This window comes from Streptomyces sp. NPDC007164, assembly GCF_040634135.1.
Classification (GTDB): Bacteria; Actinomycetota; Actinomycetes; order Streptomycetales; family Streptomycetaceae; genus Streptomyces; species Streptomyces sanglieri.
In genome coordinates this window covers 26936-48052 of sequence record NZ_JBEYFB010000044.1, presented here as the reverse complement: position 1 = coordinate 48052, position 21117 = coordinate 26936, and the positions used below count along the sequence as shown (strand labels likewise).

The 21117-nt window shown below is 67.7% G+C and carries 18 protein-coding genes; 9 read left to right on the top strand and 9 right to left on the bottom strand.

Features of this window, described 5'->3' with window-relative positions:
- Nucleotides 1-24: 24 nt before the first annotated feature.
- Nucleotides 25-1527 (bottom strand): type VII secretion integral membrane protein EccD, encoded by a 1503-nt coding sequence (eccD, locus tag ABZ622_RS34115; protein WP_360549967.1) that lies wholly within the window; start codon nucleotides 1525-1527, stop codon nucleotides 25-27.
- Between the two features lie 398 nt (nucleotides 1528-1925).
- Here eccD and eccCa point away from each other — a divergent pair, with 398 nt between their 5' ends.
- The 4 genes from eccCa (at nucleotide 1926) to ABZ622_RS34095 (ending at nucleotide 9307) form a co-directional block, all read left to right on the top strand.
- Complete coding sequence (eccCa, locus tag ABZ622_RS34110) at nucleotides 1926-5900, top strand: type VII secretion protein EccCa (RefSeq protein ID WP_360549953.1); 3975 nt, start codon at nucleotides 1926-1928, stop codon at nucleotides 5898-5900.
- A gap of 340 nt (nucleotides 5901-6240) precedes the next feature.
- Nucleotides 6241-6690 (top strand): hypothetical protein, encoded by a 450-nt coding sequence (locus tag ABZ622_RS34105; RefSeq protein ID WP_360549951.1) that lies wholly within the window; start codon nucleotides 6241-6243, stop codon nucleotides 6688-6690.
- The gene (locus ABZ622_RS34100) at nucleotides 6690-8771 is read left to right on the top strand and encodes a hypothetical protein (protein WP_360549949.1); all 2082 of its coding nucleotides are present in this window, start codon (nucleotides 6690-6692) and stop codon (nucleotides 8769-8771) included. Before ABZ622_RS34105 ends, ABZ622_RS34100 begins: the two co-directional genes overlap by 1 nt.
- Complete coding sequence (locus tag ABZ622_RS34095; protein ID WP_360549947.1) at nucleotides 8768-9307, top strand: hypothetical protein; 540 nt, start codon at nucleotides 8768-8770, stop codon at nucleotides 9305-9307. The genes ABZ622_RS34100 and ABZ622_RS34095 overlap by 4 nt, the downstream gene beginning before the upstream one ends.
- Nucleotides 9308-9477: 170 nt before the next feature.
- On the opposite strand, the gene ABZ622_RS34090 is transcribed toward ABZ622_RS34095, so the two are convergent.
- Together ABZ622_RS34090 and ABZ622_RS34085 are read right to left on the bottom strand one after the other, a co-directional pair.
- Nucleotides 9478-9669, bottom strand: a complete 192-nt coding sequence (locus ABZ622_RS34090) for a DUF397 domain-containing protein (protein WP_360549945.1) — start codon at nucleotides 9667-9669, stop codon at nucleotides 9478-9480.
- A gap of 11 nt (nucleotides 9670-9680) precedes the next feature.
- Nucleotides 9681-10520, bottom strand: a complete 840-nt coding sequence (locus ABZ622_RS34085) for a helix-turn-helix transcriptional regulator (RefSeq protein ID WP_360549943.1) — start codon at nucleotides 10518-10520, stop codon at nucleotides 9681-9683.
- 159 nt (nucleotides 10521-10679) lie between these two features.
- On the opposite strand from ABZ622_RS34085, the gene ABZ622_RS34080 reads away from it, so the two are divergent.
- Nucleotides 10680-11006 (top strand): hypothetical protein, encoded by a 327-nt coding sequence (locus tag ABZ622_RS34080; protein ID WP_360549941.1) that lies wholly within the window; start codon nucleotides 10680-10682, stop codon nucleotides 11004-11006.
- Nucleotides 11007-11194: 188 nt separating this feature from the next.
- Here the strand turns inward: ABZ622_RS34080 and ABZ622_RS34075 are convergent, their stop codons facing one another.
- From ABZ622_RS34075 to ABZ622_RS34065, 3 genes are all read right to left on the bottom strand, one after another.
- Nucleotides 11195-11497, bottom strand: coding sequence for a WXG100 family type VII secretion target (locus ABZ622_RS34075; protein WP_360549939.1), 303 nt, complete (start codon nucleotides 11495-11497; stop codon nucleotides 11195-11197).
- Nucleotides 11498-11557: 60 nt separating this feature from the next.
- Nucleotides 11558-11917, bottom strand: coding sequence for a WXG100 family type VII secretion target (locus ABZ622_RS34070; RefSeq protein ID WP_266490231.1), 360 nt, complete (start codon nucleotides 11915-11917; stop codon nucleotides 11558-11560).
- A gap of 79 nt (nucleotides 11918-11996) precedes the next feature.
- Nucleotides 11997-13256 (bottom strand): S8 family serine peptidase, encoded by a 1260-nt coding sequence (locus tag ABZ622_RS34065; RefSeq protein ID WP_360549936.1) that lies wholly within the window; start codon nucleotides 13254-13256, stop codon nucleotides 11997-11999.
- 1126 nt (nucleotides 13257-14382) lie between these two features.
- On the opposite strand from ABZ622_RS34065, the gene ABZ622_RS34060 reads away from it, so the two are divergent.
- Nucleotides 14383-14976, top strand: coding sequence for a hypothetical protein (locus ABZ622_RS34060; RefSeq protein WP_360549934.1), 594 nt, complete (start codon nucleotides 14383-14385; stop codon nucleotides 14974-14976).
- Here ABZ622_RS34060 and ABZ622_RS34055 read toward each other — a convergent pair.
- From ABZ622_RS34055 to eccB, 3 genes are all read right to left on the bottom strand, one after another.
- Nucleotides 14952-15404 (bottom strand): hypothetical protein, encoded by a 453-nt coding sequence (locus ABZ622_RS34055; protein ID WP_360549965.1) that lies wholly within the window; start codon nucleotides 15402-15404, stop codon nucleotides 14952-14954. The genes ABZ622_RS34060 and ABZ622_RS34055 overlap by 25 nt on opposite strands.
- Before the next feature lie 131 nt (nucleotides 15405-15535).
- On the bottom strand, nucleotides 15536-16819 hold the full coding sequence (gene mycP, locus ABZ622_RS34050) for a type VII secretion-associated serine protease mycosin (RefSeq protein WP_360549932.1): 1284 nt from the start codon (nucleotides 16817-16819) through the stop codon (nucleotides 15536-15538).
- A 13-nt stretch (nucleotides 16820-16832) separates the two neighbouring features.
- Nucleotides 16833-18365 carry a type VII secretion protein EccB gene (gene eccB / locus ABZ622_RS34045; RefSeq protein WP_360549930.1) on the bottom strand — a complete coding sequence of 511 codons (1533 nt, stop codon included), beginning with the start codon at nucleotides 18363-18365 and terminating at the stop codon, nucleotides 16833-16835.
- Between the two features lie 182 nt (nucleotides 18366-18547).
- On the opposite strand from eccB, the gene eccE reads away from it, so the two are divergent.
- From eccE to ABZ622_RS34030, 3 genes are all read left to right on the top strand, one after another.
- Entirely contained in the window at nucleotides 18548-19888 is a 1341-nt protein-coding gene (eccE, locus tag ABZ622_RS34040) for a type VII secretion protein EccE (RefSeq protein ID WP_360549928.1), read from the top strand.
- Nucleotides 19885-20595 carry a hypothetical protein gene (locus ABZ622_RS34035; RefSeq protein ID WP_360549926.1) on the top strand — a complete coding sequence of 237 codons (711 nt, stop codon included), beginning with the start codon at nucleotides 19885-19887 and terminating at the stop codon, nucleotides 20593-20595. Before eccE ends, ABZ622_RS34035 begins: the two co-directional genes overlap by 4 nt.
- A gap of 81 nt (nucleotides 20596-20676) precedes the next feature.
- Nucleotides 20677-20910 (top strand): DUF397 domain-containing protein, encoded by a 234-nt coding sequence (locus ABZ622_RS34030; protein WP_124274972.1) that lies wholly within the window; start codon nucleotides 20677-20679, stop codon nucleotides 20908-20910.
- The last annotated feature ends 207 nt before the right edge of the window (nucleotides 20911-21117 follow it).

The window sequence follows — 21117 nt, the reverse complement described above, 5'->3', positions numbered from 1 at the left end:
GTTCGGCCGGGCGGGTGCGCGGGGTCAGCTGGTGAGAGCGCGGATCGATCGGTAGAGGTCGAAGACGGCGAGGCACAGGGGGATCAGCGTCAGGAGCACACACGCTTCGGCGATCTCCAGGAAGCGCCCCCAGAACGGGGTCACCCCCTTGCGCGGCACGATCAGCCCGATGGCGGTGATCAGGGCGGCGGCGCCCGCGACGGCCGCGGCGAGCCAGATCGTACGGATGTCGAGCGCGGTGCTGTCCCCCATGGCGGCGTCGCGCAGCATGCCGACCGGCGGGTTGAGGGAGAGGCCGAGGCCCAGGAGCACGAGTGCGCCGAGCCCGGCCGCGAGCGCGCAGCCGACCTGGGCCGTGTAACGGAACAGGTGGGAGCGCATCAGCATGGCCACCCCGGTGGCGAGCGCCAGCAGCTGGCCCCAGATGTTGTCCGAGAACCCCAGGACGGCCGCGGCACCCACGGCCACCAGCGCGCATCCGCCGACCAGGCCGACGAGCAGTTCATGGCCGCGCCGCGCCTGGGCGGCGATGCGGTCGGCGTCGACCGGGCCCTGCGGGTCCGGCTCGGACGTCCCGTAGTCACCGGCGGTGGTACGGGGCGGCTCGAAGCCGATGGGGAGGCGGGCGAAACGGGTGGAGAGACCGGGCAGGAAGGCGAGGACGCCGACGGAGAGCGGCGCGCACACCGCGGCGGTCTCGGTGGGCTCCAGACCGGCGATGATCGCGACGAAGGTCACCAGTACGCCGACGGCGGCGGCGAACACGAACGCGACGAAGAGGCCGTCCCCGCCGGGGGCGGCGATCATGAGGATCACCGCGACCACCAGCACGGCGGCGCAGGCGAGCAGGAACTGGAGCCTGCCGATGCCCTGCCCCTCGGCGAGCAACAGCAGTCCGGCGCCGGAGACCGCGGCGTTCGCGAGCGCGCCGATCCCCAGGGCGGTGCACGATCCCCGGTCGTCGTACACACGGGCGCGTACGCAGGCGAGCGCGAGAGCGAGTACGGCGACGATCGCGGCGAGGGCGCCCGGCAGCCCGTGCATGTCGTGCCGGGGGCCGGAGTTCCACAGCACGAAGCCGAGCAGGACCAGCAGGAGCGACCCCGCGAAGAGCCCGGCACCGCGCATGAGGCTGTCGCCCCAGAGGGTGCGGTCGCGGGCGACGGCGGTGGCGACCGCGTCGGATACGTCGTCGAAGACCGCGGGCGGCAGCGACTCGGAGAAGGGGCGCAGGGACAGCAGCTCGCCGTCGAGGATGCGCTGGCCGGCCAGGGTGCGCCCGCTGTCGAGGACGGTGCCGTCGCGGCGTACCAGGTGATAGCCGACCGGTGCGCCCTGGGCCGGGCTCTGTCCCGACAGCCGGAGGATCTCCGGGTACAGGTCGGCGACGGGAATGTCCTCCGGCAGCGCCACGTCGACGCGGCTGTCGGGCGCGACGACCGTGACCCGGCAGAAGCCGGTTCCGTTGCCGGCCGGAACTCCGGGACCGGGCCGGCCTTGTCCGGTGGCCGCCGTTTGGGCCGTCATAGTCACCTGCTGCTCCCCCTCATCGTTCGCCTGAAACGACCGGGGATCGCGGACCTCACTGAAGGGCCGTCCCGTGCATCCCCGGCGGGCGCGGGACGACAACCACGGCGCCTCGCCGCGTTGCCGGAACGCCCGGTCGCATCCGCTGCTCGGGGCGTCCCCCCGCCTTGCGATGCACCGCATCCGAGGACGCACGCCGATCCACCGGGGCCACGGGACCGCCTTCGCGCCCCGAACGGCCGTTTCCTTGCGGTAGTTAGCGAATGCTTACACGCGTTGCGACACCCTACCGCTCTCGATGTCATTCCATACGCCAGTAGGATCCTCCCGCGGATGGAGCCCGTCGCCACGGGGGCGCCGATACGAACAGTTCTGTCCGGCAAGGGAATTGGTGAGCTGTGAGCCAGATTGTCGTCAAGCGCCCACCGCGGGCCCTGCCCTCCGAAGTGCCGGACGAGCAGGTGCAGTTGCAACCACCGCCCGAACTGCCCCGCGGTCAGCAGGAGGGGGTGATGATGCAGCTGCTGCCGATGCTCGGCATGGGTGGTTCGGTGGTCTTCTTCTTCATGACCCCGAACCCGATCATGCGGATCATGGGCATGATCATGATCGCCTCGACGGTCGCCATGGCCGTCGCGATGATGGTCCGCTTCCGGCGGGGGACCCAGGGACAGCTCGCCGACATGCGACGGGACTACCTGAAGTACCTGACGCAGACCAGACGTGCCGTGCTGAGTACGGCCCGGAAGCAGCGCGACGCGCAGTTCTATCTGCACCCGTCCCCGGACCAGCTGTGGGCGCTCGTCGCCGAGGGCAGCCGGGTCTGGGAGCGCCGCGTCGGTGACGCCGACTTCGCGCAGGTACGCATCGGCCTGGGCAGTCAGGAACTCGCCACTCCGCTCATCGCCCCCGACACCGCGCCGGTGGACGAGCTGGAGCCGCTGACCGCGGGGGCGATGCAGCAGTTCCTGACGACCCACAGCACGCTCGACGGCCTGCCCATGGCGGTCTCGCTGCGCGCCTTCTACCACCTGACGATCAGTGGCGAGGCGGAGTCCGTCCGTTCCACGGCCCGCGCCATGGTCGGTGCGCTCGCCTCGCTGCACTCCCCCGAGGACCTGGTCGTCGCCGTCGCGACGGACCGGGACGCCGCCCCGCGCTGGGAATGGGCGAAGTGGCTTCCGCACGTCCAGGCCCCGGACCTCGTCGACGGGGCCGGCGTCCGCCGGCTGATCACCACGAGCGTCGGGGAGCTGGAGGAGATGCTCGCGCCCCGGCTCGACGGCCGGCCGCGCTTCCAGCCCGACGGCCAGCCGCTCATGGACCAGCCCCATGTCGTCGTCGTGCTCGACGGTCAGTCCGTATCGCCGGTGTCCGCGCTCGCCGCGGCCGAGGGTCTTCAGGGCGTGACGGTCATCGAGGTCGTACCGGGCGAGGTCAACGGGGCACGCGGCGGCCTGTCCGTCGTGGTGCAGCCCCATCTGCTCCAGCTGGAGTCCGGGCACGGACTGGTCTACGACGGCGTTCCCGACCTGCTCGGTCATGAGGCCGCCGAAGCGCTGGCCCGGCAACTGGCGCCGCTCCACGTGGCCTCGGGCGGGGACGACGACGAACCACTTCTCGCCAATCTCGAATTCACCGATCTGCTGAACCTCGGTGACGCGGCCTCGATCGATGTCGCCCGGACCTGGCGGGCCCGCTCCCAGGCGGAGCGGCTGCGCGTCCCGATCGGGGTCGGCGAGGACGGCAGCCCCGTGATGCTGGACCTCAAGGAAGCGGCGCAGGAGGGGATGGGGCCGCACGGGCTGTGTGTCGGCGCCACCGGTTCCGGAAAGTCCGAGCTGCTGCGCACGCTCGTGCTCGGCCTTGCCGTCACCCACACCTCGGAGACGCTCAACTTCGTCCTGGCGGACTTCAAGGGCGGTGCCACCTTCGCCGGCATGGCGCAGATGCCCCATGTCGCGGCGGTGATCACCAACCTCGCGGACGATCTGACGCTGGTCGACCGCATGGGTGACTCCATCAGTGGTGAGCTCAACCGCCGGCAGGAGATGCTGCGCGACGCGGGCAACTACGCCAACATCCACGACTACGAGAAGGCGCGTGCCGCGGGCGCCCCGCTGCAGCCCATCCCCTCGCTCGTCCTGGTCATCGACGAGTTCAGCGAACTGCTCACCGCCAAGCCCGACTTCATCGAGATGTTCGTGCAGATCGGACGCATCGGCCGTTCGCTGGGCGTCCATCTGCTGCTGGCCTCGCAGCGCCTCGAAGAGGGGCGGCTGCGTGGTCTGGAGACCTATCTGTCGTACCGGATCGGCCTGCGCACGTTCTCGGCCGGCGAGTCCCGGGCGGCGCTGGGTGTGCCCGATGCCTACCACCTGCCCAACGTCCCCGGCTCCGGGTATCTGAAGTACGGCACGGACGAGATGGTGCGCTTCAAGGCGGCGTACGTCTCCGGGGTGTACCGCTCGGGCACCCAGTCGGCGGTACCCTCCGGCCCCTTGCCGATGGACCGCAGGCCGGTGGTGTTCACGGCGGCTCCGGTGCCGGTCCGGTACGTACAGCCGAGCCCGCAGACCGGTGCTTCCGTACCCGACGCGCGTACGTCGGAGGACGACGCCCTGGCCGACACGGTGCTCGATGTGATCGTGCGCCGGCTGGAGGGCCGGGGTGCATCCGCGCACCAGGTGTGGCTTCCTCCGCTGGACAACCCGCCGTCGCTGGACGAGCTCCTGCCGGGGCTCTCCGCAGTCGAGGGCCGTGGGCTGACCCAGCCCGGATTCGAGGGCGCGGGCCGCCTCGTCGTACCACTGGGTGTGGTCGACAAGCCGTACGAGCAGCGGCGCGACACCCTCTACCGGGACTTCTCCGGCGCGGCGGGCCACATGCAGATCACCGGTGGTCCGCAGTCCGGCAAGTCGACGCTGCTCCGCACACTCATCGCGGGCTTCGCGCTCACCCACACACCCCACGAGGTCCAGTTCTACGGACTCGACTTCGGTGGCGGCGGCATGGCCTCGGTCTCCGGTCTGCCGCACGTCGGCGGGATCGCCTCCCGGCTCGACCCCGAGCGGGTGCGGCGTACCGTCTCCGAGGTGTACGGAATCATGGCCCGGCGCGAGGAGTACTTCCGCAGCGCGGGTATCGACTCCATCGCCACCTTCCGCAGGCTGCGGGCGCGAGGCGACATCTCGGTCACGGACCAGCCGTGGGGCGACGTCTTCCTGATCATCGACGGCTGGGGCAACTTCCGTACGGACTACGAGGGTCTGGAGGCGGCAGCGGTGGACATCGCGGCGCGCGGCCTCGGGTACGGCATCCACCTGATCGTCACGGCGTCGCGTTCCATGGAGGTCCGGTCCAACCTCAAGGACCACCTGATGAACCGGCTCGAACTGCGGCTCGGCGACGTCATGGACTCCGAACTGGACCGCAAGGCCGCGGTCAACGTACCCGCCGGCGTGCCCGGCCGTGGTCTCACGCCGGAGAAGCTGCACTTCATGGCGGCGGTACCGCGGATCGACGGCATCAACTCCGACAGCGACCTCTCCGAGGCGACCGCGGCCATGAACCAGGAGGTCGCCCGGCACTGGACCGCGGCGCCCGCCCCGGCGGTCCGGCTGCTGCCCCGCGAACTCCCGGTGCGCGAACTGCCCCCGGGCCACGCGCATCCGGAGCGGGGCGTCGCGTTCGGCATCGACGAGAACAACCTGGCGCCGGTCTTCCTCGACTTCGAGCGCGACCCGTTCTTCCTGGTGTTCGGCGAGAGCGAGTCCGGCAAGTCGAACCTGCTGCGGCTGCTCATCAAGCAGCTGAGTGAGAGGTACGAGGGGAACACCTGCAAGTTCTTCGTCATCGACAACCGGCGAGCGCTCCTGGACGTCACCCCCGCGACGCACCTGGCGGAGTACGTGCCCATGTCCAACAACATGGAGCACCATGTGGACGCGCTGTACGACCTGATGAAGCGTCGTACGCCGTCGCCCGACGTCACGGCGCAGGAACTGCGCGAACGCAGCTGGTGGAGCGGCCCGACGGTGTACGTGGTCGTCGACGACTACGACCTGGTCTCCACCTCCAGCGGAAACCCACTGGCCAAGCTCACGGAGATGCTGCCGTTCTCCCGTGACGTCGGCGTCCGGTTCATCATCGCCCGCAGCACGGCGGGGGCCGGACGGGCCCTGTACGAGCCGTTCATGCAACGCATCCTGGAACTGGGCGCACAGGGCCTGATGCTCTCGGGCGACCCCATCGAGGGGGACATCCTCGGCAACGTCCGACCGCGGCCGATGCCTCCGGGGCGCGGGGTCTTCGCCACGCGGCGGCGGGGGAATCCGCTGGTGCAGACGGGGGTCATGGACGGGGAGCGGTAGGGGCGCCGCGGGCAGGGAACGCGGGGCGGGGCGGGGCGGCTCGTCCCGCCCCCTCATGCTCTCCGCGCTCTCCCCGTCGGGAACTGGGCGTGGCCTCGCGCGGCTGCCCCCTGGGCTGCGGTGATTCACCGGTCCGGCGTTCCCGCCATGCGGGAGGCGCAGTCCGACGACCGCACCATCGGTCGGCGGGACCAGCAGGATCGTCACGTCATGGTGACTGAGCGGCTGACGGGCGGACGTTAAGCTTCCGCCAAGTTCGATTGTCAGATCGATCTTCAAGTGAAAAATCGAATCCTCTCATCCAGCTCGGCGGAACAGGCAGCACGGGGGAAGGGGTCAGATGACCTGGGACGAATGGGAGCAGCTCAAGACAGCGGCTACCGAGAAGGGGTCCGCAGCGATGCAGCTGAATCGTGTGCCGGACGAAATCGGCGGCTCACCCGCCCCTGGAGGCGACCTGAAGGTCAATCAGCAGGACCTCGCGGCCGTCGGTGACGCCGCTTTCAAGCTCTTTGACAATCTGGGCAAATACGGCCGTGATGCCTGGTCCATCAGTCAGACGGCCGCAAAGGATCTGAGCACCCAGGGCTTCGCACTGGGAGGCGCGCTCGACCACGTACAGGAGCGCTGGGAGGAGCAGCTCAAGACCCTGCTGGACGCCTGCGCGCACATTTCCAACCACATGGATTTCACCAAGGGGGCACACGCGGGTGACGAGTACTACATCTACGGCGTCGTGAGCAGCATTTCGACGCTGGACGACGGTTTCACGGAGAGGACGCAGCGCTGATGGACTTCGAAGCGCTGCTCCATGGCAGCTTCAGCCAGCTCGGCCAGGCCATCACGGCCTGGAACGGGGTGGTCGGCAAACTCGAAACGCTGAAATCGGACGCACGGGACGATCTGAAGGCGAAGGCGGACAAAGCCAACTGGGCCGGTCTGAATGCCACGGTCTCTCGTGAATTCATCACCAAGACAGCGGGTGAATTCTCTGACGCCCACACTCAGGCGAAGACCATCCACGACATCCTCAAGGACACCTACGGCGAGCTGGTGAGCTACAAGGAGCAGCTGGATCAGGCCTTGGAGCGGGGTCGCAAGAGGAATCTCACGGTGACCCAGACCGGCGGTGGCGGCTTCACCGTGACGATGCTCATCCACCCGGACCGCGCCGCCAAGGGCCACGACGTTCCGGACCACTCCCCGCAGGACGCGGAGCAGCTGCGGGACGATGTGCAGCGCATCCTGAACCGGGCGACGGAAAGCGACACAACCGCTGCGACCGTCCTGCGCGCCATCGTCGACCAGGCCGAGGTCGGCTTCTCCGGCGCCTCGTACAGTGACCGTGACACCGCGATCGAAGCCGTGCGCAAGGCGGAGGAAGCAGCCAAGCTGATCAAGGAGAAGGGCGACGAGATGTCGCCGGAGGAGTTCCAGAAGCTGAACGGTCTGCTCAGCTCGTTCAAGAACGACCCGTTGTTCCAAGAGGAGTTCGCCACCCAGCTGGGCCCGAAGGCGACGTTGGAGTTCTGGGCGGACCTTTCAAGCCCGGACAGCCCCAATGACCTGACCCGCACGCAGCTCAACCAGCTCGGTGACTTCCAGAAGAACCTGGGCGATGTCCTGGGTGGCGCCACCCAGTCGGACAGCCCTGCCATGCGGCAGTGGGAGAGCAACATGGTGAAGCTCGCGGGCGAGCGGTACTCCACCCGCCAGGGTGACGTCTGGGGCTTCCAGATCATGAGCAACCTCATGCGAACGGGCGACTACGACGATCAGTTCCTCAACAAGTACGGCGACTCACTGGTCGCCAAGGAGAAGGAGATGAGGCTGCCGGACCACTACTGGAACCAGCCTCCGAAGCCGAAGCTGAACTTCATCGGTGACGAGGAGTTCGGCCGGGATCCGATGACGGGCTTCCTCACGGCACTCTCCAACAGCCCGGACGCCTCGACGGACTTCTTCAACTCGAAGGAGCCGCAGGACAACGCGCAGTGGGTACTGAAGGACCGCCCGTACTTCGACGATTCACCGCTGCACGACGGTCAGAACGAGGGCAAGAACGCGGCCGGCAAGGCCATGTTCGCGGCGGTGTCGGGCGTGTCCGACCCGAAGGCCCCCGCTGCGGAGTTCCTGGCGCACTCGCCGGAGCAGCGGGAGGCCATGAAGCGCACCCTCGGAATCCTCTCCAGCATGGGCAACGACTTCCCGTCCGAGCTGCGCAACGACATGGCGCTGGCCATGGGCAACCACGGCGACTGGGTGCACCAGTCGATGAGCGATCCCGTGTCACGGCACGAGCTCGACTCTGGACAGCTGATGGAGGTCAGCAAGCAAATCTCGCGGAACAGGGACGCTTACGGGGAGCTCGCCAGGCAGATGCATGGAGCGGTCCTGGCCGACATCTACACGGAGAAGGCGCATCCGGAAGACAGCCTGGACCGCGCCGGCCGCACCGTCGGCTTCCTGGAGGAGGCCCGCTACCAGGCCACCAACGACGAGAAGGGCGAGAAGCTCGCCGACGCCTCGTGGAAGAAAGCTGGGAGGTATCACGTCATCGGCGGCCTCGTCACACCGTTGCATCCGGCCGGTGATGCCGCCCAACGCATTGTGGACATAGTCACGTCAAAGATGCTCGAGGACGAGCAGAACAAGATCAGCAGTCAAGCGACCGCAGACCACCAGGAGACGTACACCCGGCGCACCACGGAGCTCCAGAGGGTCGCGGACATCTGGTATGAGGAGAACGCGGAGTGGGCCGAGGATCCGGCCCACGAGGGCTACTCGAAAGACCACGGCATCTACAAACAGATCGGGGAAGCCGCCAACGACGGCAACAAGAAGGCGGAAGGAGTGGCGGGCATCCAATGACTGGGAAGACATCACGGCGCCTCACCTCCTCAGCTCTGGCCTGCTGCCTCGCGCTGTCACTCGGCGCGTGCAGCGGGGGACGCGAGTACACCGTTCCGAAGGAGGCGTGCGGCGTCCCAGTCAGCGAAAAGGCGCTCGACCCGTTCCTCGTGGACGGGAAGGAGCTCAAGGTCCTGGGCACGCCCGTGGCCACGGGCGTGGGCAACTGCGCCATCTGGGTTGACGAATGGCTCGTGGTCAACCTCCGGCTCGAGAAGGTCGACAAGCTCTACGACCCGATGGACGAGTCGGAGGAGTTTCGCTTCGAGAACCGGGCGAAGATGGTAGACCTGCCGTTCAACGGGCTGGGCGCGGTGGGTGACTTCAACGCCATGGTCAGCACGCAGTGCGCGGCCCCCGATGCCAAGTACGCCATCGTGTATGTCGAGGTCAGTCTCAAGTCCACCGGCGATGTCACCCAGCGGCGCGATCACATCGAGTCCTTCGCCGTCGATGTCGTGCCGAAGGTGAAGAAAGCGCTCGGCTGCACGGTCTGACACCCACGGCCCACGGCCCGCTCCCCAGCGCGGCGACGACGAGCTCGGCCGCGGTGTCCCCGGCCAAAGTCTGGCCGGGGCGCTCGGCGGCGAGGTCGCGGCCTGCCTGATCCGGGAGACATCCCAGTATCAACCTGTCCAGATCAGAGAACTTCGACTTTCCCCCTGCGCTAGGCGCTGGCTACCCGGTCAGCTTTGATCAACGCGAGCAGCGCGGACAGGCCGACGCTGCCGGTGGCGAGTATGACGTTTGGCTCGTCACTCTCTCGCAGCCGGAACGTGCCATCAGACGCTCTGGCGACATTGATGCAGTTCGCGCCCTCGGTGCTGTATGAGGACTTCTGCCAGTTGTACTCGGACATGAAAAGGCCTCTCAGAGACTTCTCGCAATTTTATGGACGAAGTCACGGCTCTGCGCAGGGCTGAGCGCGCAGCTCTCCATGCGGTCCAGGACAGATCTGTAGCGCGCAAGCTGCGCCTCAGCTTCGAGGAAATCACAGCCGTGATCGGAATCCAGCACAACGGTGTCCAGCTGTGGCACCTGCCCCGCGACGTAGGTGATCGGCTGCCCAGCAGCAGGGAAATCCTGGCGCTCGAAGGGAATCACTCGGACTGTCACGTTGTCCTGCTCCATCATCGCGGTCATGTGAAGCAACTGCGCCCGAGTGATCTCATCTCCACCAAAGCGCATACGTAGCGCTGCTTCATGAACGACGGCGGTGTAGGGCAGTGCGACCTCCCGGAAGAGCACCGCTTGGCGCTTGACTCGGAAAGAAGCGCGATGCTCGATCTCATCGGGTCGCAACTGCGGAACGCTCTGCCTGAATACTGCTCGAGCGTGCTCCAGCGTCTGCACCAGTCCTGGCATGGAGACGACTACCCCCACACGCATCGAGGTCGCCCAGTGCTCACACTCGGCTACCTCGATCAGTCCCGCAGGCAACAGCTCGCGGTACTCGTCCCACCAGCCGCGCTCTCGGCCGCCTGTCATCTCTGCCATGGCATCCACCAGAGCGACGTCATCGCATGAGTAGCTGTTCGCCATGGCACGCACTCGCTCAGCGCTCACCGCATAACGCCCGGCTTCGATCATGCTCATTCTCGCCTGTTGCACACCGACGCGGGCCGCAGCCATCGTCGATGTGAGACCAGCCCGCTCTCGCAGCTTGCGCAGTTCGGCTGCCAGGCGCCGCTGTCGGAGCGTCGGAGGCATCACCCGAGCCACCCGAACCCACCTCCATTCACACTGGCGTTCCATCCGTCACTCACACGACGGGACATCTAAACTCTCCCTCCAAAAGGGATATATCTATCCCCGCGCGAGCTACGTTATCAATGCACCTCAACTCCTCTCGTCGACAGGAGACTTCACATGACTAACGTATCTCTGCCTTCCTCTCCCACTGACCCGCCCGACCGCTTCGCCCACGAGATCCGCGCCCTCGTCGAAGCCACCGCACCCCGCCTCTTCGCCGTGGTCGAGCAGTTCGAAACCGACGGCGGCGAGCCTGACGCCCGGGTCGCTGCGTGGGGGCTCGCGCACGACGACGGAAGCGCCCAGGTCACCGCTGTGGACGGCGGGTTCCGGATGTCGCTGCGTACACCCGACCGTGCGACCCAGCTGATTTCCCTGCGCCCGGGAAGCATCGGATGCCTGGTGTGGCCGGAGCCAACTAGCCGGACTACGCCTGCGAGTTGACGTAGATCAACTCTCCCACCCCGTACCTGCTGGGCCCCCGGAACGGGGATGGCTCTGCTCTAGGGTGCAACGACGGCGCCCCTGCCTCGCGGCAGAGGCGCTGTGGTGTGCTCGGCTTGGTGGACGGGACATAGATCAGGGTGGGCACCTCCCGTGCGTGCCCACCCTGATCTGTGATCTGCCGAGTTCTACTCGAAGTTGGCTCGCGCCCGCTTGTCGCCTGCGTGGTAGGAACCACCGGCCTCACGCACCTTGCGCGAGATCTCGCTCAGGGCATTGTGAATTCCCCTGGCGTCGTCGTCCCAGCCTTTCTGAGCGGTGTCGTAGGCGCTCTTGGCCTCGCCCACCCAGAGCTCGGACACGTTGGCGATCATCCGCTTGATGGCCGCCAGGTCCTCCTGGAGCTGCTTGCTCTGCCGGTCGATGGCGCCGGCTGCGAGATCCAGGCTCGCGTAAGTGACAACCATCGTGCCGTCGTTGTTGCCCGACATGCGGTCCTCCCGTGTTATCTAGGTTTGGTATTAAGGCCTCGTACGTGGAACGTGCGCGGGTCAGAAGTTGTTGAGGTTCGAGGTCCTGGCCTCTGCGCCGGCGTCGCCCGAGTAACCGCCGACGACGTCGACGCCCTGGAGAGCCTGCCTGATCTCGTCCTCGGTGTTGTCCTTGATGGTGCGCGCCGCCTTGATGGCCTCCTGGAAGTTGAGCAACCGATGGGCAATGCTGACCATCTTCCGGTTGACCTCCTCCTGCTTCGTGTTGAAGGCGCCGGCGCCGATGCCCTTCCAGTGACCTTCCAGGCTGTCGATCGTCCCCTGGAGCACCTTCAGCTGGCCCTTCACCGAGTCGAATCGCGTGGAGAGCTCGCCCTCCAGCTTGAGGAGTGCGGCATCTGAGAGCTTCTGATCAGCCATGATCTCGGCTTCCTTCCTGATGTTCTTGTTCGTCCCGGCTTTGCTCGCCGGTGGGTACGGGTGCAGAACGTACGGTTGGTCAGGTCGTGCGGCGCTTACGAATGAGCGCGAAGGCTCCGCCGCCCAGCACGACGACCGCGGCCGCTCCGCCGATGATCAGTCCGAGCGAACTGCCGTCGTCCTTCTCATTGCTGGAGCCTGCCACGACGGCGCCATCAGCCGTTTCCTTCTTCTGGGGCTGTGACGAGCCTGGTGCGGAGGCGGCTGGGGAGGCCGAGGAGCCGGACGTCTTTTCCTTGGTGAGGGGGCTGATGTCCGGGGCGCCGGGGTTTCCCTTGCCCTTGAGGATGTTGACGGCCGGACGGATAATGCCGTGGCCGAGGTAGTTGCTGAGAGTGCCCTTCTTCCAGTCGCCTCGTCCAGCCGTATCGAAGAGGACGTTGAGCACCTGGTTGGCCGTCCAGTCGGGGTGGGCGGACCAGATCAGGGCGGCGGAGGCTGATGCGATGGCGGTGGCTGCGCTGGTGCCGCCGTTGCCATCGCAGTAGCCTCGGAAGTTTTCGTCACACCAATACGGGATGTCATCTGCGGGAGCGGCGATATCTACGCTACTCCCGTGCTGAGAGTACGCGGAGGCCTTGCCAGCGCTGTCAGTTGCGGCGACGCCAACCACCTGCGGATACGAGGCGGGAAATTGCTCCTTGTTGCCCTTCTCAGCGTTGTTTCCAACTCCTGCGAAGAATAGCTTTCCCTTGCTTTCCGCGTATTTAACTGCTACTCGCTCTTCCCGCCCCGGGAAATCGCTCGCAAAAGACATGCTGATGATCTGCGCATCACTGTCCGCTGCGGCCCGGATGGCGTCTGCAGTGTCGTGAGCGTTCACCGATTTCTTATTCTGGAGATCTGTATTGGTGATTCGCATCGGGATGATCTTCGCACCCGGAGCGAGGCCTTTCAGGCCCCCGCCCTTACCCGTTCCGGCGATCAACTCAGCCATGGTGGTGCCATGCCCGTTGTAGTCGTCGTACTCGTCACCGTCGGTACCTGTAGCGTCCAATCCCTTCAGAACCTGGCCCTTCAGGGACGGAGTCGATGGGTTGACCCCGGTGTCGATGACAGCAACCTTGATGCCTTCGCCCGTGGTGACCTTCCACATCTCCTCCGCACGCATGGCGCTGAGGTACCACTGCTTCGATTGCACGTCTGCGGCCGCCGCAGAGGGGGTAACCCCCGCAAATCCCACGCTCCAAGCACCAACCACGGCCATCGTGCCGAGCAGACGTCCTCGCAATCCGACAGACATACGGCGCTTCCGGGTCTGGCTCATTCCTGCTGCCATCCTGACTTCCGAACCTTCCCTGTACCTACTCGATCACCGGGGGTGCAGCTCCACGCCGTCCGGCCTCCCACGTCTCTCTGTCTTCCACCAGGTAGTCCGGGCGCGGGGCGCCGCCGTCCCGGTCCTCGTCGTCGGAGTCCCGTCGCCCAGCGGGACCACGTACGAGGCCCGCGCCTCCAGCCGTGAAGCCCCTCGAACCCGAGCCGGATCCGGCAGCGCTACGAGGCGTACCCACAACGCCCTTCGAGCTGGGAGTCCCACGCCCGCCAGGTCGAGTCGCAGCGTTGGTTCCGCCGGCTCCGATCACCGTTCCGCGCGGAGCACCGCGAGTGCCGCCAGCCGAGTCTGTGCCCGGAGCGGTGCGTTGTGGGGTCCCACCCACGATGGCCCTGGCGCGCCCAGTACGCGGGCCAGGGGACTTGGAGGTATTTGCAGGACCACCTGCCATGGGCCTGCCTCCAGTCACGCTGGTCCGACCAGCAGCGGGCGGCTGACTCCCGCCTCCACCAGGGCGTCCAGACGTGCCTGAGCCCGGGCCACCGCCAATGGGAGCCGGACGCCCGACCGGAACTCCAGTGCGCCCAGTCGCCGTAGGCCCGCTGCTCGTGGGTCCGCTCCTTCCGGGCTGCCCAATTGTTCTGGGCAGCCCGGTTGGTGGCGTGGAACGTCGCGAGCCACCTGCCACAGGGTTCACAAACTCATTCACCACGGGCGGATTCGGGCCTGTACTCGGGCCCGTAGGATTTGCGGTCGGCGGCGCGGGGGACGTGTCGGGAACTGTCACGGGGGCCGGTGGCGCCTTCACACTGTCGATCTCCGTCGAAGTGCTTGTGTCGGGCGCGGGTGCAGTTCCGAGTGACTCGATTGCCGCTCGATTGCTTGTGACGCCTGAGGTGCCGCCATCAGCCGTGGCAGTACGCTCTGAGTGGCCCTGTGTCGTACTGACACCCATTCGCTCGGAACCTGCCGATGAGCCCGCCGAGTTGGAATTTTCCCGGACGTCGCCCTGCGGCTTCGGCATCGCGACATCAAGCTTCTTTTCGAACCGCGGCGGCGCCTGCGCCGCCAGCGTCTCCTCCGACACCGCGTAGTACGAAGCCAGCCGGTTCGCCTGGTTGATGGCCTCTTGGCGGTCCTTCTCGACCTTCAGCGCCGCGGCGTACTCCGGATTGCCCTCGACCCGCTTCGGAGTCTCGATCTCGTCGACTGGCTTGCGTACCAAGCGGCTGTCGCGCGGCGGCAAGGACTTGCGCACCGAGGCGAGGCCGGTGCCCGCGACCGTGATCTGGATTCCGGTGGTCTCCGCGAAATCGCCCAGCTTCAGGGCGTGGGCGACCAGACCCGTACCCCAGTCGCGGAAGGCAGTTCCGGACTCGCCCTCCCAGTCGACGTCCTTGATGAAATCGCCCAGTTCGTTCGCGGCCTTGGCGATGGCTCTCCTCGCCGTCAGGAGTGCCTCACCCGCGTGTTCGAGGTGCTCCGGATTGGAGTTCTCGATCAGGTCGATCATCGCGTTGAGGTCGAAGCCCTCGAACGAAGTCCGTCCCGAGTTGCCCGAACCCCCGAAGGGGAACAGGTCCATGACGTCCTGGACCTGCCGGTTGACGTCAGTGACGATCAACTGGTTCTGGACACGCTGCTGATCCTGGGCCCGCTGTTCCTTGGGGGTCAGTTCCGGCTGCTTGTCGTCGCTCATCAGCTGTCCCCCAGGTCGTCGTAGGCCGAGCCGGTCCTGCTGTCGGAGCGCGGCTGCTCAGGCTTCTCGGTCTTCTCCGCCTGCGCCTTCTCCTGCTCCTTGTCCAAGCGCGCCTGGATCTCGTAGAACCGGCGCCGCACGTCGTCGTCCACGTTCTCGAAGCCGACGGCCGCCGCGTGCACGCCCAGGCTCAAGTACTCGATCTGGTCTCCGAGCGACTTGGAGAGCGAGACGAGCGCCTCGTGGACGCGGTTGTACTGCGTGTACAGCCCGTCCGCCTCCGCGAAGCACGCGTTCTGGCCGCTCAGTGCGGCGCGTGACACCGTCTGCGCCGCGATCTTCGATTTGCCGGCGGCCGACCCTTCAAGGTCGGCGAGCAACGCGTTGACACGACTTTGGAACTTCTCCAGCGCGCCAACACCACGCCGGAGGTCGCCTGGACCGGCCACGATCCTGCCCTCCCCGTTTCCCCGATTCCCCGTTTGCTCGGACTGTCACTCGTTGCTTTCGCACTCACGTGAACAAGTCCGAGCTCATTCCAAACCCTAGTCACTGGCTACGACAGGGCCAACCTTCTTATCCATCACGTGACTTCCGCGGATCGATTCCCGGCCGAGAACCGCCTGGACCGCCTGGACCGCCGACGGGCATCGCGCACGGCCACGGCGACGCCCGCTATCGCGGCGACCAGCACCGCCCCGCCCACCACCACATAGGTCGCCAGGCGTGCGTTGCGTTCGTCCGCCGTTTCGCCCAAGTGAAGTTCGGCCGGCGTCGGCGCTTCGCCCTTGCTCACGCCCTCGTGCGCCGCCGGGCGCTCGATGGGCTTGTCGTCCTCCGTCAGGGCACGCACCGGGTCGACGACGCCCCAGCCCACCAGGTGGTCGTGGCCCGCCACCGAGCGTTCCGCCGTCTGCTCGATCTGGGCGACGATCTGTTCCTGCGTCCAGTCCTGGTGCTTCGCCTTGATGAGGGCGGCGACTCCCGCTACGTAGGGGGCCGAGAAGCTGGTGCCGTTGTCGGCGCAGTGTCCGCCGTCGGGGACCGTCGAGATCATGTCCACGCCGGGGGCGGCCACGCCCACGAAATCGCCGGACTGGGAGAAGGCCGCCCGCTCGTTGTTGCGGTCCGACGCGGCCACGGCCAGGACACCGTCGAACGAGGCCGGGTAGGTCTTCTTGACGTTGCCGCCGAGCCCGTCGTTGCCTGCGGAGGCGACGATCACGATGTCCTTGGCCAGGGCGGCGTCCACGGCCTTCTGCAGAATGCTCTCGGGCCTCACCGCGTTGGCCGTGTCCTGGGAGATGTTGATGACGTCCGCGCGGGCGGTGCCGACTGCGTAGTTGATGGCGTCGGCCAGCGTTTCGGCTGTTCCGTGGCCCTCGGCGTCGTTCTGCTGGAGCGGGATGATCGTCGCGTCGGGAGCCAGACCGGTGAAGCCGGTGCCCTTCACCTCCCGTGCGGCGATGATTCCGGCGACCTTGGTGCCGTGCCCGACTCTGTCGGTGGTGCCGTTCTCGTTGCCGCGCTCGATCTTGTTGCCGTTGTCGTCCTTGATGTCCTTCTTCAGGAAATTGCGGCCGCTCTTGGTGTCCACGGCCCCCTTGAGCTGAGGGTTCTTGATGTCCACGCCCGTGTCGATGACCGCCACCCGTACCCCCTTGCCGGTGGACTGCTTCCACAACTCGTCCATCAGGACGCGCTGCAACGACCAGGGGCGGCCCGCGTACATCTTCGAGGGGAAGGTGCACTGGGTGGAGTCGTCCGCCGCCGCGGGCAGCACCGGCAGTGTGACGATGAGGACGGCGGTGGCGGCTGCGGCCGCCAGCGGACGTCGGTACGGACGCGAAGAGGGGTGAGTCGTCATGTGGATACGCCCCTCAGGAACCCTGCGGCTGGCGGGCCGCGCCCGTCGACAGGCGTGGTCCCGTGGGCAGGAACGAGGACCAGGCGGCCGGGACGGGAGCGGGCACGACGTCCTTGTATCCGAGCCGGTTCTGCGCCTGTTGTGCCTCCTGCTGCCGCTGCGCCCGCTCCTCCTTCGTGCCCGATTCACCGATGCCGGAGTCGCCCTGCTCGCTGTCGCCGTTGGACTGCATGGCATAGCGCAGACCGGTGTCGGTGACCAGGAAGAGCGGGCCGGAGTCGGCGCTGGACCCCTTGAACTGCCGGAAGAGCTGCCCGGATCCGGGGGTGACGTAGGCGCTGCTGGAGCCGGTGGGGAGCGTTGCGGGGAAGCTCGTGCCGACCCATGTGCTGAGCGTGGTGGCGCCGTTCTTCGTGTCGACACCGCGCAGGACGTTGCACACGGTGTTGCGGCGGCCGGCCTTGGGGCTCGCGAAGTTGACGGGCTTCGGCTCGCTCCTGGGCCAGTCGAAGTTCTGCCCGAACCCCTTGCCGGGCACGAACGCTCCCGCGCTGACGGACCTCGCCTTGCCGTCCTGGCCGAGCTTGACCAGATCCCGCCTGCTGAGCAGGAGCTTCGCGACGAAGTCCGACACGGGGGCGACCCGGCCGGGCAGCACCACGTACTTCTGGGTCCGGGTGCCGGAGGTCGCCGCGAGAACCATGCCCACCTTGTTCGCCTCGTGCGGCAGCTCCCCCTGGATGCCCGCGTCGGCGCCGGGGACTCCGCTGAGGGGCGGGAAGTCGACCGCGTCCCCGGTGTGCAGGGTGGCCAGCCACGCGGCGGAGACCCGCTGCGGGGTGCGGCGGTTGTCGAGCAGGGCGCGCAGCAGCAGTTCGTCCTTCTTCACCTTGTACGCCTTGCCCTCGGCGTCCACGATGTAGCGGGTTCTGTCCGGCCCCGGTCCCTCGACGTACATCAGCTCACCGCCGTGCAGCCGGCCCGCGCCCTCGGTCTTCTTCCGGTCGCGCTCCGCGAAGACGAACGCCGCCTTCAGGATGGCCCTGCCGCCCTCGCCGGGCCGCTCGCAGACGGCCCACCGCTTCTTCGCCCCGGCTTCACTCCCGTCCGGCAGCCGGTCGGGGGCGTACGGGATGCCGAGCGTGGCGCCGTGCGGGATCTTGCCGTTGTCGAGCACGGATTCGTCGACGTTGATGACCCGGCCCTTGTCCGGGTCGAGCAGGAGCTTGGCGGAGGACATGTTCAGCACCGGGTGGAGCTGCGTCTTGCCGTCGGTCTTCAACACCACATAACGCGTGGTGGATTTACTGGCGATGATGACGTTCTCGTAGGGGGTGTCCCACTTCTGGGGTGCTACGGGCTTGAACATCCCCCAGGCTCCGAACACCGCGATGATCACGACGCCGACGATCGTGCCGGGCACCACCGCACGCAGGGGGCGCGGCGCGCCCTCCTCCGAACCGCTCGGGTTGGGTTGCAGGAACTGTGCGATCAACCTCCGCTTCGCGAAGGTGTAGGCGTTGAGTTCGTCCCGCCGTGATGCCATCTGTCCGCTGCCCCTTTTCCCCAGTGAGCGACCAGGTTCCCACACGCACCGTGGTCCACTGTCGCCGACTGGGCACCCCGCTACGCCTGTTGGCAGTTGGCCGTCACTGCTCAGGTAGGGTGATCGCCCGGTCAACACCCGTGAAAAAACTGTACATACGGACACAAGGGGGCAACGCGGCGATGGGTGCAGCGACGCGCGAACGCACGGGGCGGTCTACCCATCGAGCGTCCGGCACTTCACGACGGCAACGTGGCAACGAGCCGGCCGCCGCCGCTCCCGCCGCTCCGGTGAGCGCACCCGCGAGGACGACTCTGCGGTCGGTCTCGCGGACCGGCCGCCCCGCCGGCCTGCTGCGGCAGATGGTGCTCGTCGAGGCGGCCCTGGCGGTCGCCGCGGTGGGCGTCGTGCTCGGCGGTCCCTGGCTGGTGCCCACGGTCTCGGTCGCCTGTCTGCTGGTACTGCTCGCGGTGGTACGTCGCCGGGGCCGGGCCGTGCAGGACTGGCTGTCGACGACGCTCGCGCTCCGCGACCGCAGGCGAACGGCCATGGCGTCCGACGCTGACACGGAGCCGCAGCTGGCGCCGGTGGCGGAAGGCGTGCCGGGCTTCGCTCCGTACATCTATGTCGACCGGGACCGTCGCACGGTGGGCATGGTCGGGGACGGTACGTTCCTGACGGCTGTCGTACGGGTGGAGGCCAGCGGTGAATCGCTGCGCCAGGCGCGCGGTGCGCGGGCGCTCCCGTTGTCCCTCCTGGGTGACGCTCTTTCGGTGGACGACATCGTGCTGGAGTCCGCGCAGCTCGTGCAGCAGGTACGCCCCGCTCCGGCCCAGCACCTGCCGCAGCAGTCGGCGGCCCGGCTCTCCTACGGCCCGCTCCAGGAGCAGATCGGAGCGCCCGCGCTGCGGATGACCTGGGTGGCCGTGAAGCTGGATCCGGAGCTGTGCCGGGAGGCGGTCGAGGCGCGCGGGGGCGGCATCGGCGGGGCTCAGCGTTGCCTGGTCCGGGTCGCGGACCATGTGGCGAGCCGGATCACCGGGGCCGGATTCCGGGCCGTGGTGCTGGACCAGGAGGAGCTGCATTCCGCCGTGGCCACATCCGCCTGCGCCAATCCCATGCTCTCGGCCCGTGCCGGACGCCCGGACGCCCCGGCACAGCGGCGGACGACGGAAACGACGAGGGTCTGGCGGTGCGACGACCGTTGGCACACCGCGTACGCGGTGGACCGCTGGCCCGAGTTGGGCCGAGCGGCGACCCCGCTCCCGCGCCTCGTCTCGCTGCTGACCTCGGTTCCCGCGTATGCGACGACCTTCAGCCTGACGGTGCGGCCCGGTTCGCACCAGGGCGAGGTGTCGGTGTCCGGCCATGTGCGGATCACGGGCGGCTCCGATACGGAACTGGTCGGAGTACGAAGGACGTTGGAGCAAGCCGCACGGCACGCCAAGGTCGGCCTGGTGCGGCTGGACCGCGAGCAGCTGCCGGGCGTGCTGGCGACGCTCCCGCTGGGAGGCGCACAGTGACGAATCGCATCGGACCGAGGCGGGGACTGCGCGGCCCGCGCCACGCGGGACACACTCTGGCCGCCGAACACCTCGGCGCGCTGTCGTTGCCGGTCGGGGACGACGGTGTGATCATCGGCACCGATGCCGAGGGGCACCCGCAGTTGATCGGGTTCCACCGCCCGGCACCGTACGACGTCCTGCTGATCGGCGGCCTGTGGACGGCGCAGGTGCTGGCGCTGCGCGCGGCGGCCACCGGGGCACGGGTGGCGGTCGAGACCGGGCGTACCCAGGCGTGGGCGACGCTGGCGCAGGCCGCGGGCGCCGGTCTTGAGTGCGTCTCCCTCCATGACGTGGGACGGGTTCCGCCGTCCGGAGCGACCGTGGGCAGTCCCGTGGTGGTCGTGCGGGACTGCGGGATGCGCCCGCCCCGCGGCCGGGTGGTGTCCTCGCCCTGGCAGTCGGTGCTGACACTGCTGCCCTATCTGAGCCCGGTGGCGCCCCGGTTGATGCGGTCGTCGACGCTCGTGGGTGTCCAGCGGGTCTCGCCCGCCGAGGCGGAGCAGACCGGCCGGATCCTGGGGCTCGCCCGGGCCGAGATCGAGGCCCTGCCCACCCTGGCGGACGGTGTCACGCTCTGGGTGGCGGGCGGCGAGCGCCACTGGGTGATGACGAACGCGACGGACATAGAGACCGGACTGCTCGGCACCGCTCGCCGGATGGACTGAACTCTTCCGTTCGCGACCCTGGACCTTCCGCTTCCGGGAGGATGGCGGGGAACGACACGGCACGATCGAAGGGACGCCGGCATGGGCACCCAGCAGGAAAAGGACGAGCTCTACGCTCTCGACATCTCGGATGTGGAGTGGCTGAGCGCACCGGGGACCGAGAACGTCGAGGAACGGGTCGAGATCGCGCATCTGCCGGGTGGTGCGGTCGCCATGCGCTCGTCGCTGGACCCGGAGACCGTGCTGCGGTACACGGAGGCCGAGTGGCGCGCTTTCGTACTGGGTGCGCGGGACGGTGAGTTCGACCTCAAGTAGGCAACGGTCCGGTGAAAGGGTGACTGTCCGAACTGGGTGGTCGCCCTTTCGTCGCGCCTGGATATATTCACAATCGACCGCTTTGGCCTGTGTGCTCCGCCGCACTCGGAGCACTTGAGGGCGGCGCGTGACCTACTGGACAGTTTCTGCCGTGCGATACGGCCTGCCGCAGTGAGCCCGATGACGATTAGGGTGGGTCGGGGCGCA

Coding starts and splice junctions, on each gene's coding strand:
- ABZ622_RS34100 (WP_360549949.1), top strand. CDS start 6,690: ATGGACTTCGAAGCGCTGCTCCATGGCAGCTTCAGCCAGCTCGGCCAG.
- mycP (WP_360549932.1), bottom strand. CDS start 16,819: ATGACGACTCACCCCTCTTCGCGTCCGTACCGACGTCCGCTGGCGGCC.
- ABZ622_RS34030 (WP_124274972.1), top strand. CDS start 20,677: ATGGGCACCCAGCAGGAAAAGGACGAGCTCTACGCTCTCGACATCTCG.
- ABZ622_RS34070 (WP_266490231.1), bottom strand. CDS start 11,917: ATGGCTGATCAGAAGCTCTCAGATGCCGCACTCCTCAAGCTGGAGGGC.
- ABZ622_RS34085 (WP_360549943.1), bottom strand. CDS start 10,520: ATGCCTCCGACGCTCCGACAGCGGCGCCTGGCAGCCGAACTGCGCAAG.
- ABZ622_RS34065 (WP_360549936.1), bottom strand. CDS start 13,256: ATGGCAGCAGGAATGAGCCAGACCCGGAAGCGCCGTATGTCTGTCGGA.
- eccB (WP_360549930.1), bottom strand. CDS start 18,365: ATGGCATCACGGCGGGACGAACTCAACGCCTACACCTTCGCGAAGCGG.
- ABZ622_RS34080 (WP_360549941.1), top strand. CDS start 10,680: ATGACTAACGTATCTCTGCCTTCCTCTCCCACTGACCCGCCCGACCGC.
- ABZ622_RS34095 (WP_360549947.1), top strand. CDS start 8,768: ATGACTGGGAAGACATCACGGCGCCTCACCTCCTCAGCTCTGGCCTGC.
- eccD (WP_360549967.1), bottom strand. CDS start 1,527: ATGACGGCCCAAACGGCGGCCACCGGACAAGGCCGGCCCGGTCCCGGA.
- ABZ622_RS34105 (WP_360549951.1), top strand. CDS start 6,241: ATGACCTGGGACGAATGGGAGCAGCTCAAGACAGCGGCTACCGAGAAG.
- eccE (WP_360549928.1), top strand. CDS start 18,548: ATGGGTGCAGCGACGCGCGAACGCACGGGGCGGTCTACCCATCGAGCG.
- ABZ622_RS34090 (WP_360549945.1), bottom strand. CDS start 9,669: ATGTCCGAGTACAACTGGCAGAAGTCCTCATACAGCACCGAGGGCGCG.
- ABZ622_RS34075 (WP_360549939.1), bottom strand. CDS start 11,497: ATGTCGGGCAACAACGACGGCACGATGGTTGTCACTTACGCGAGCCTG.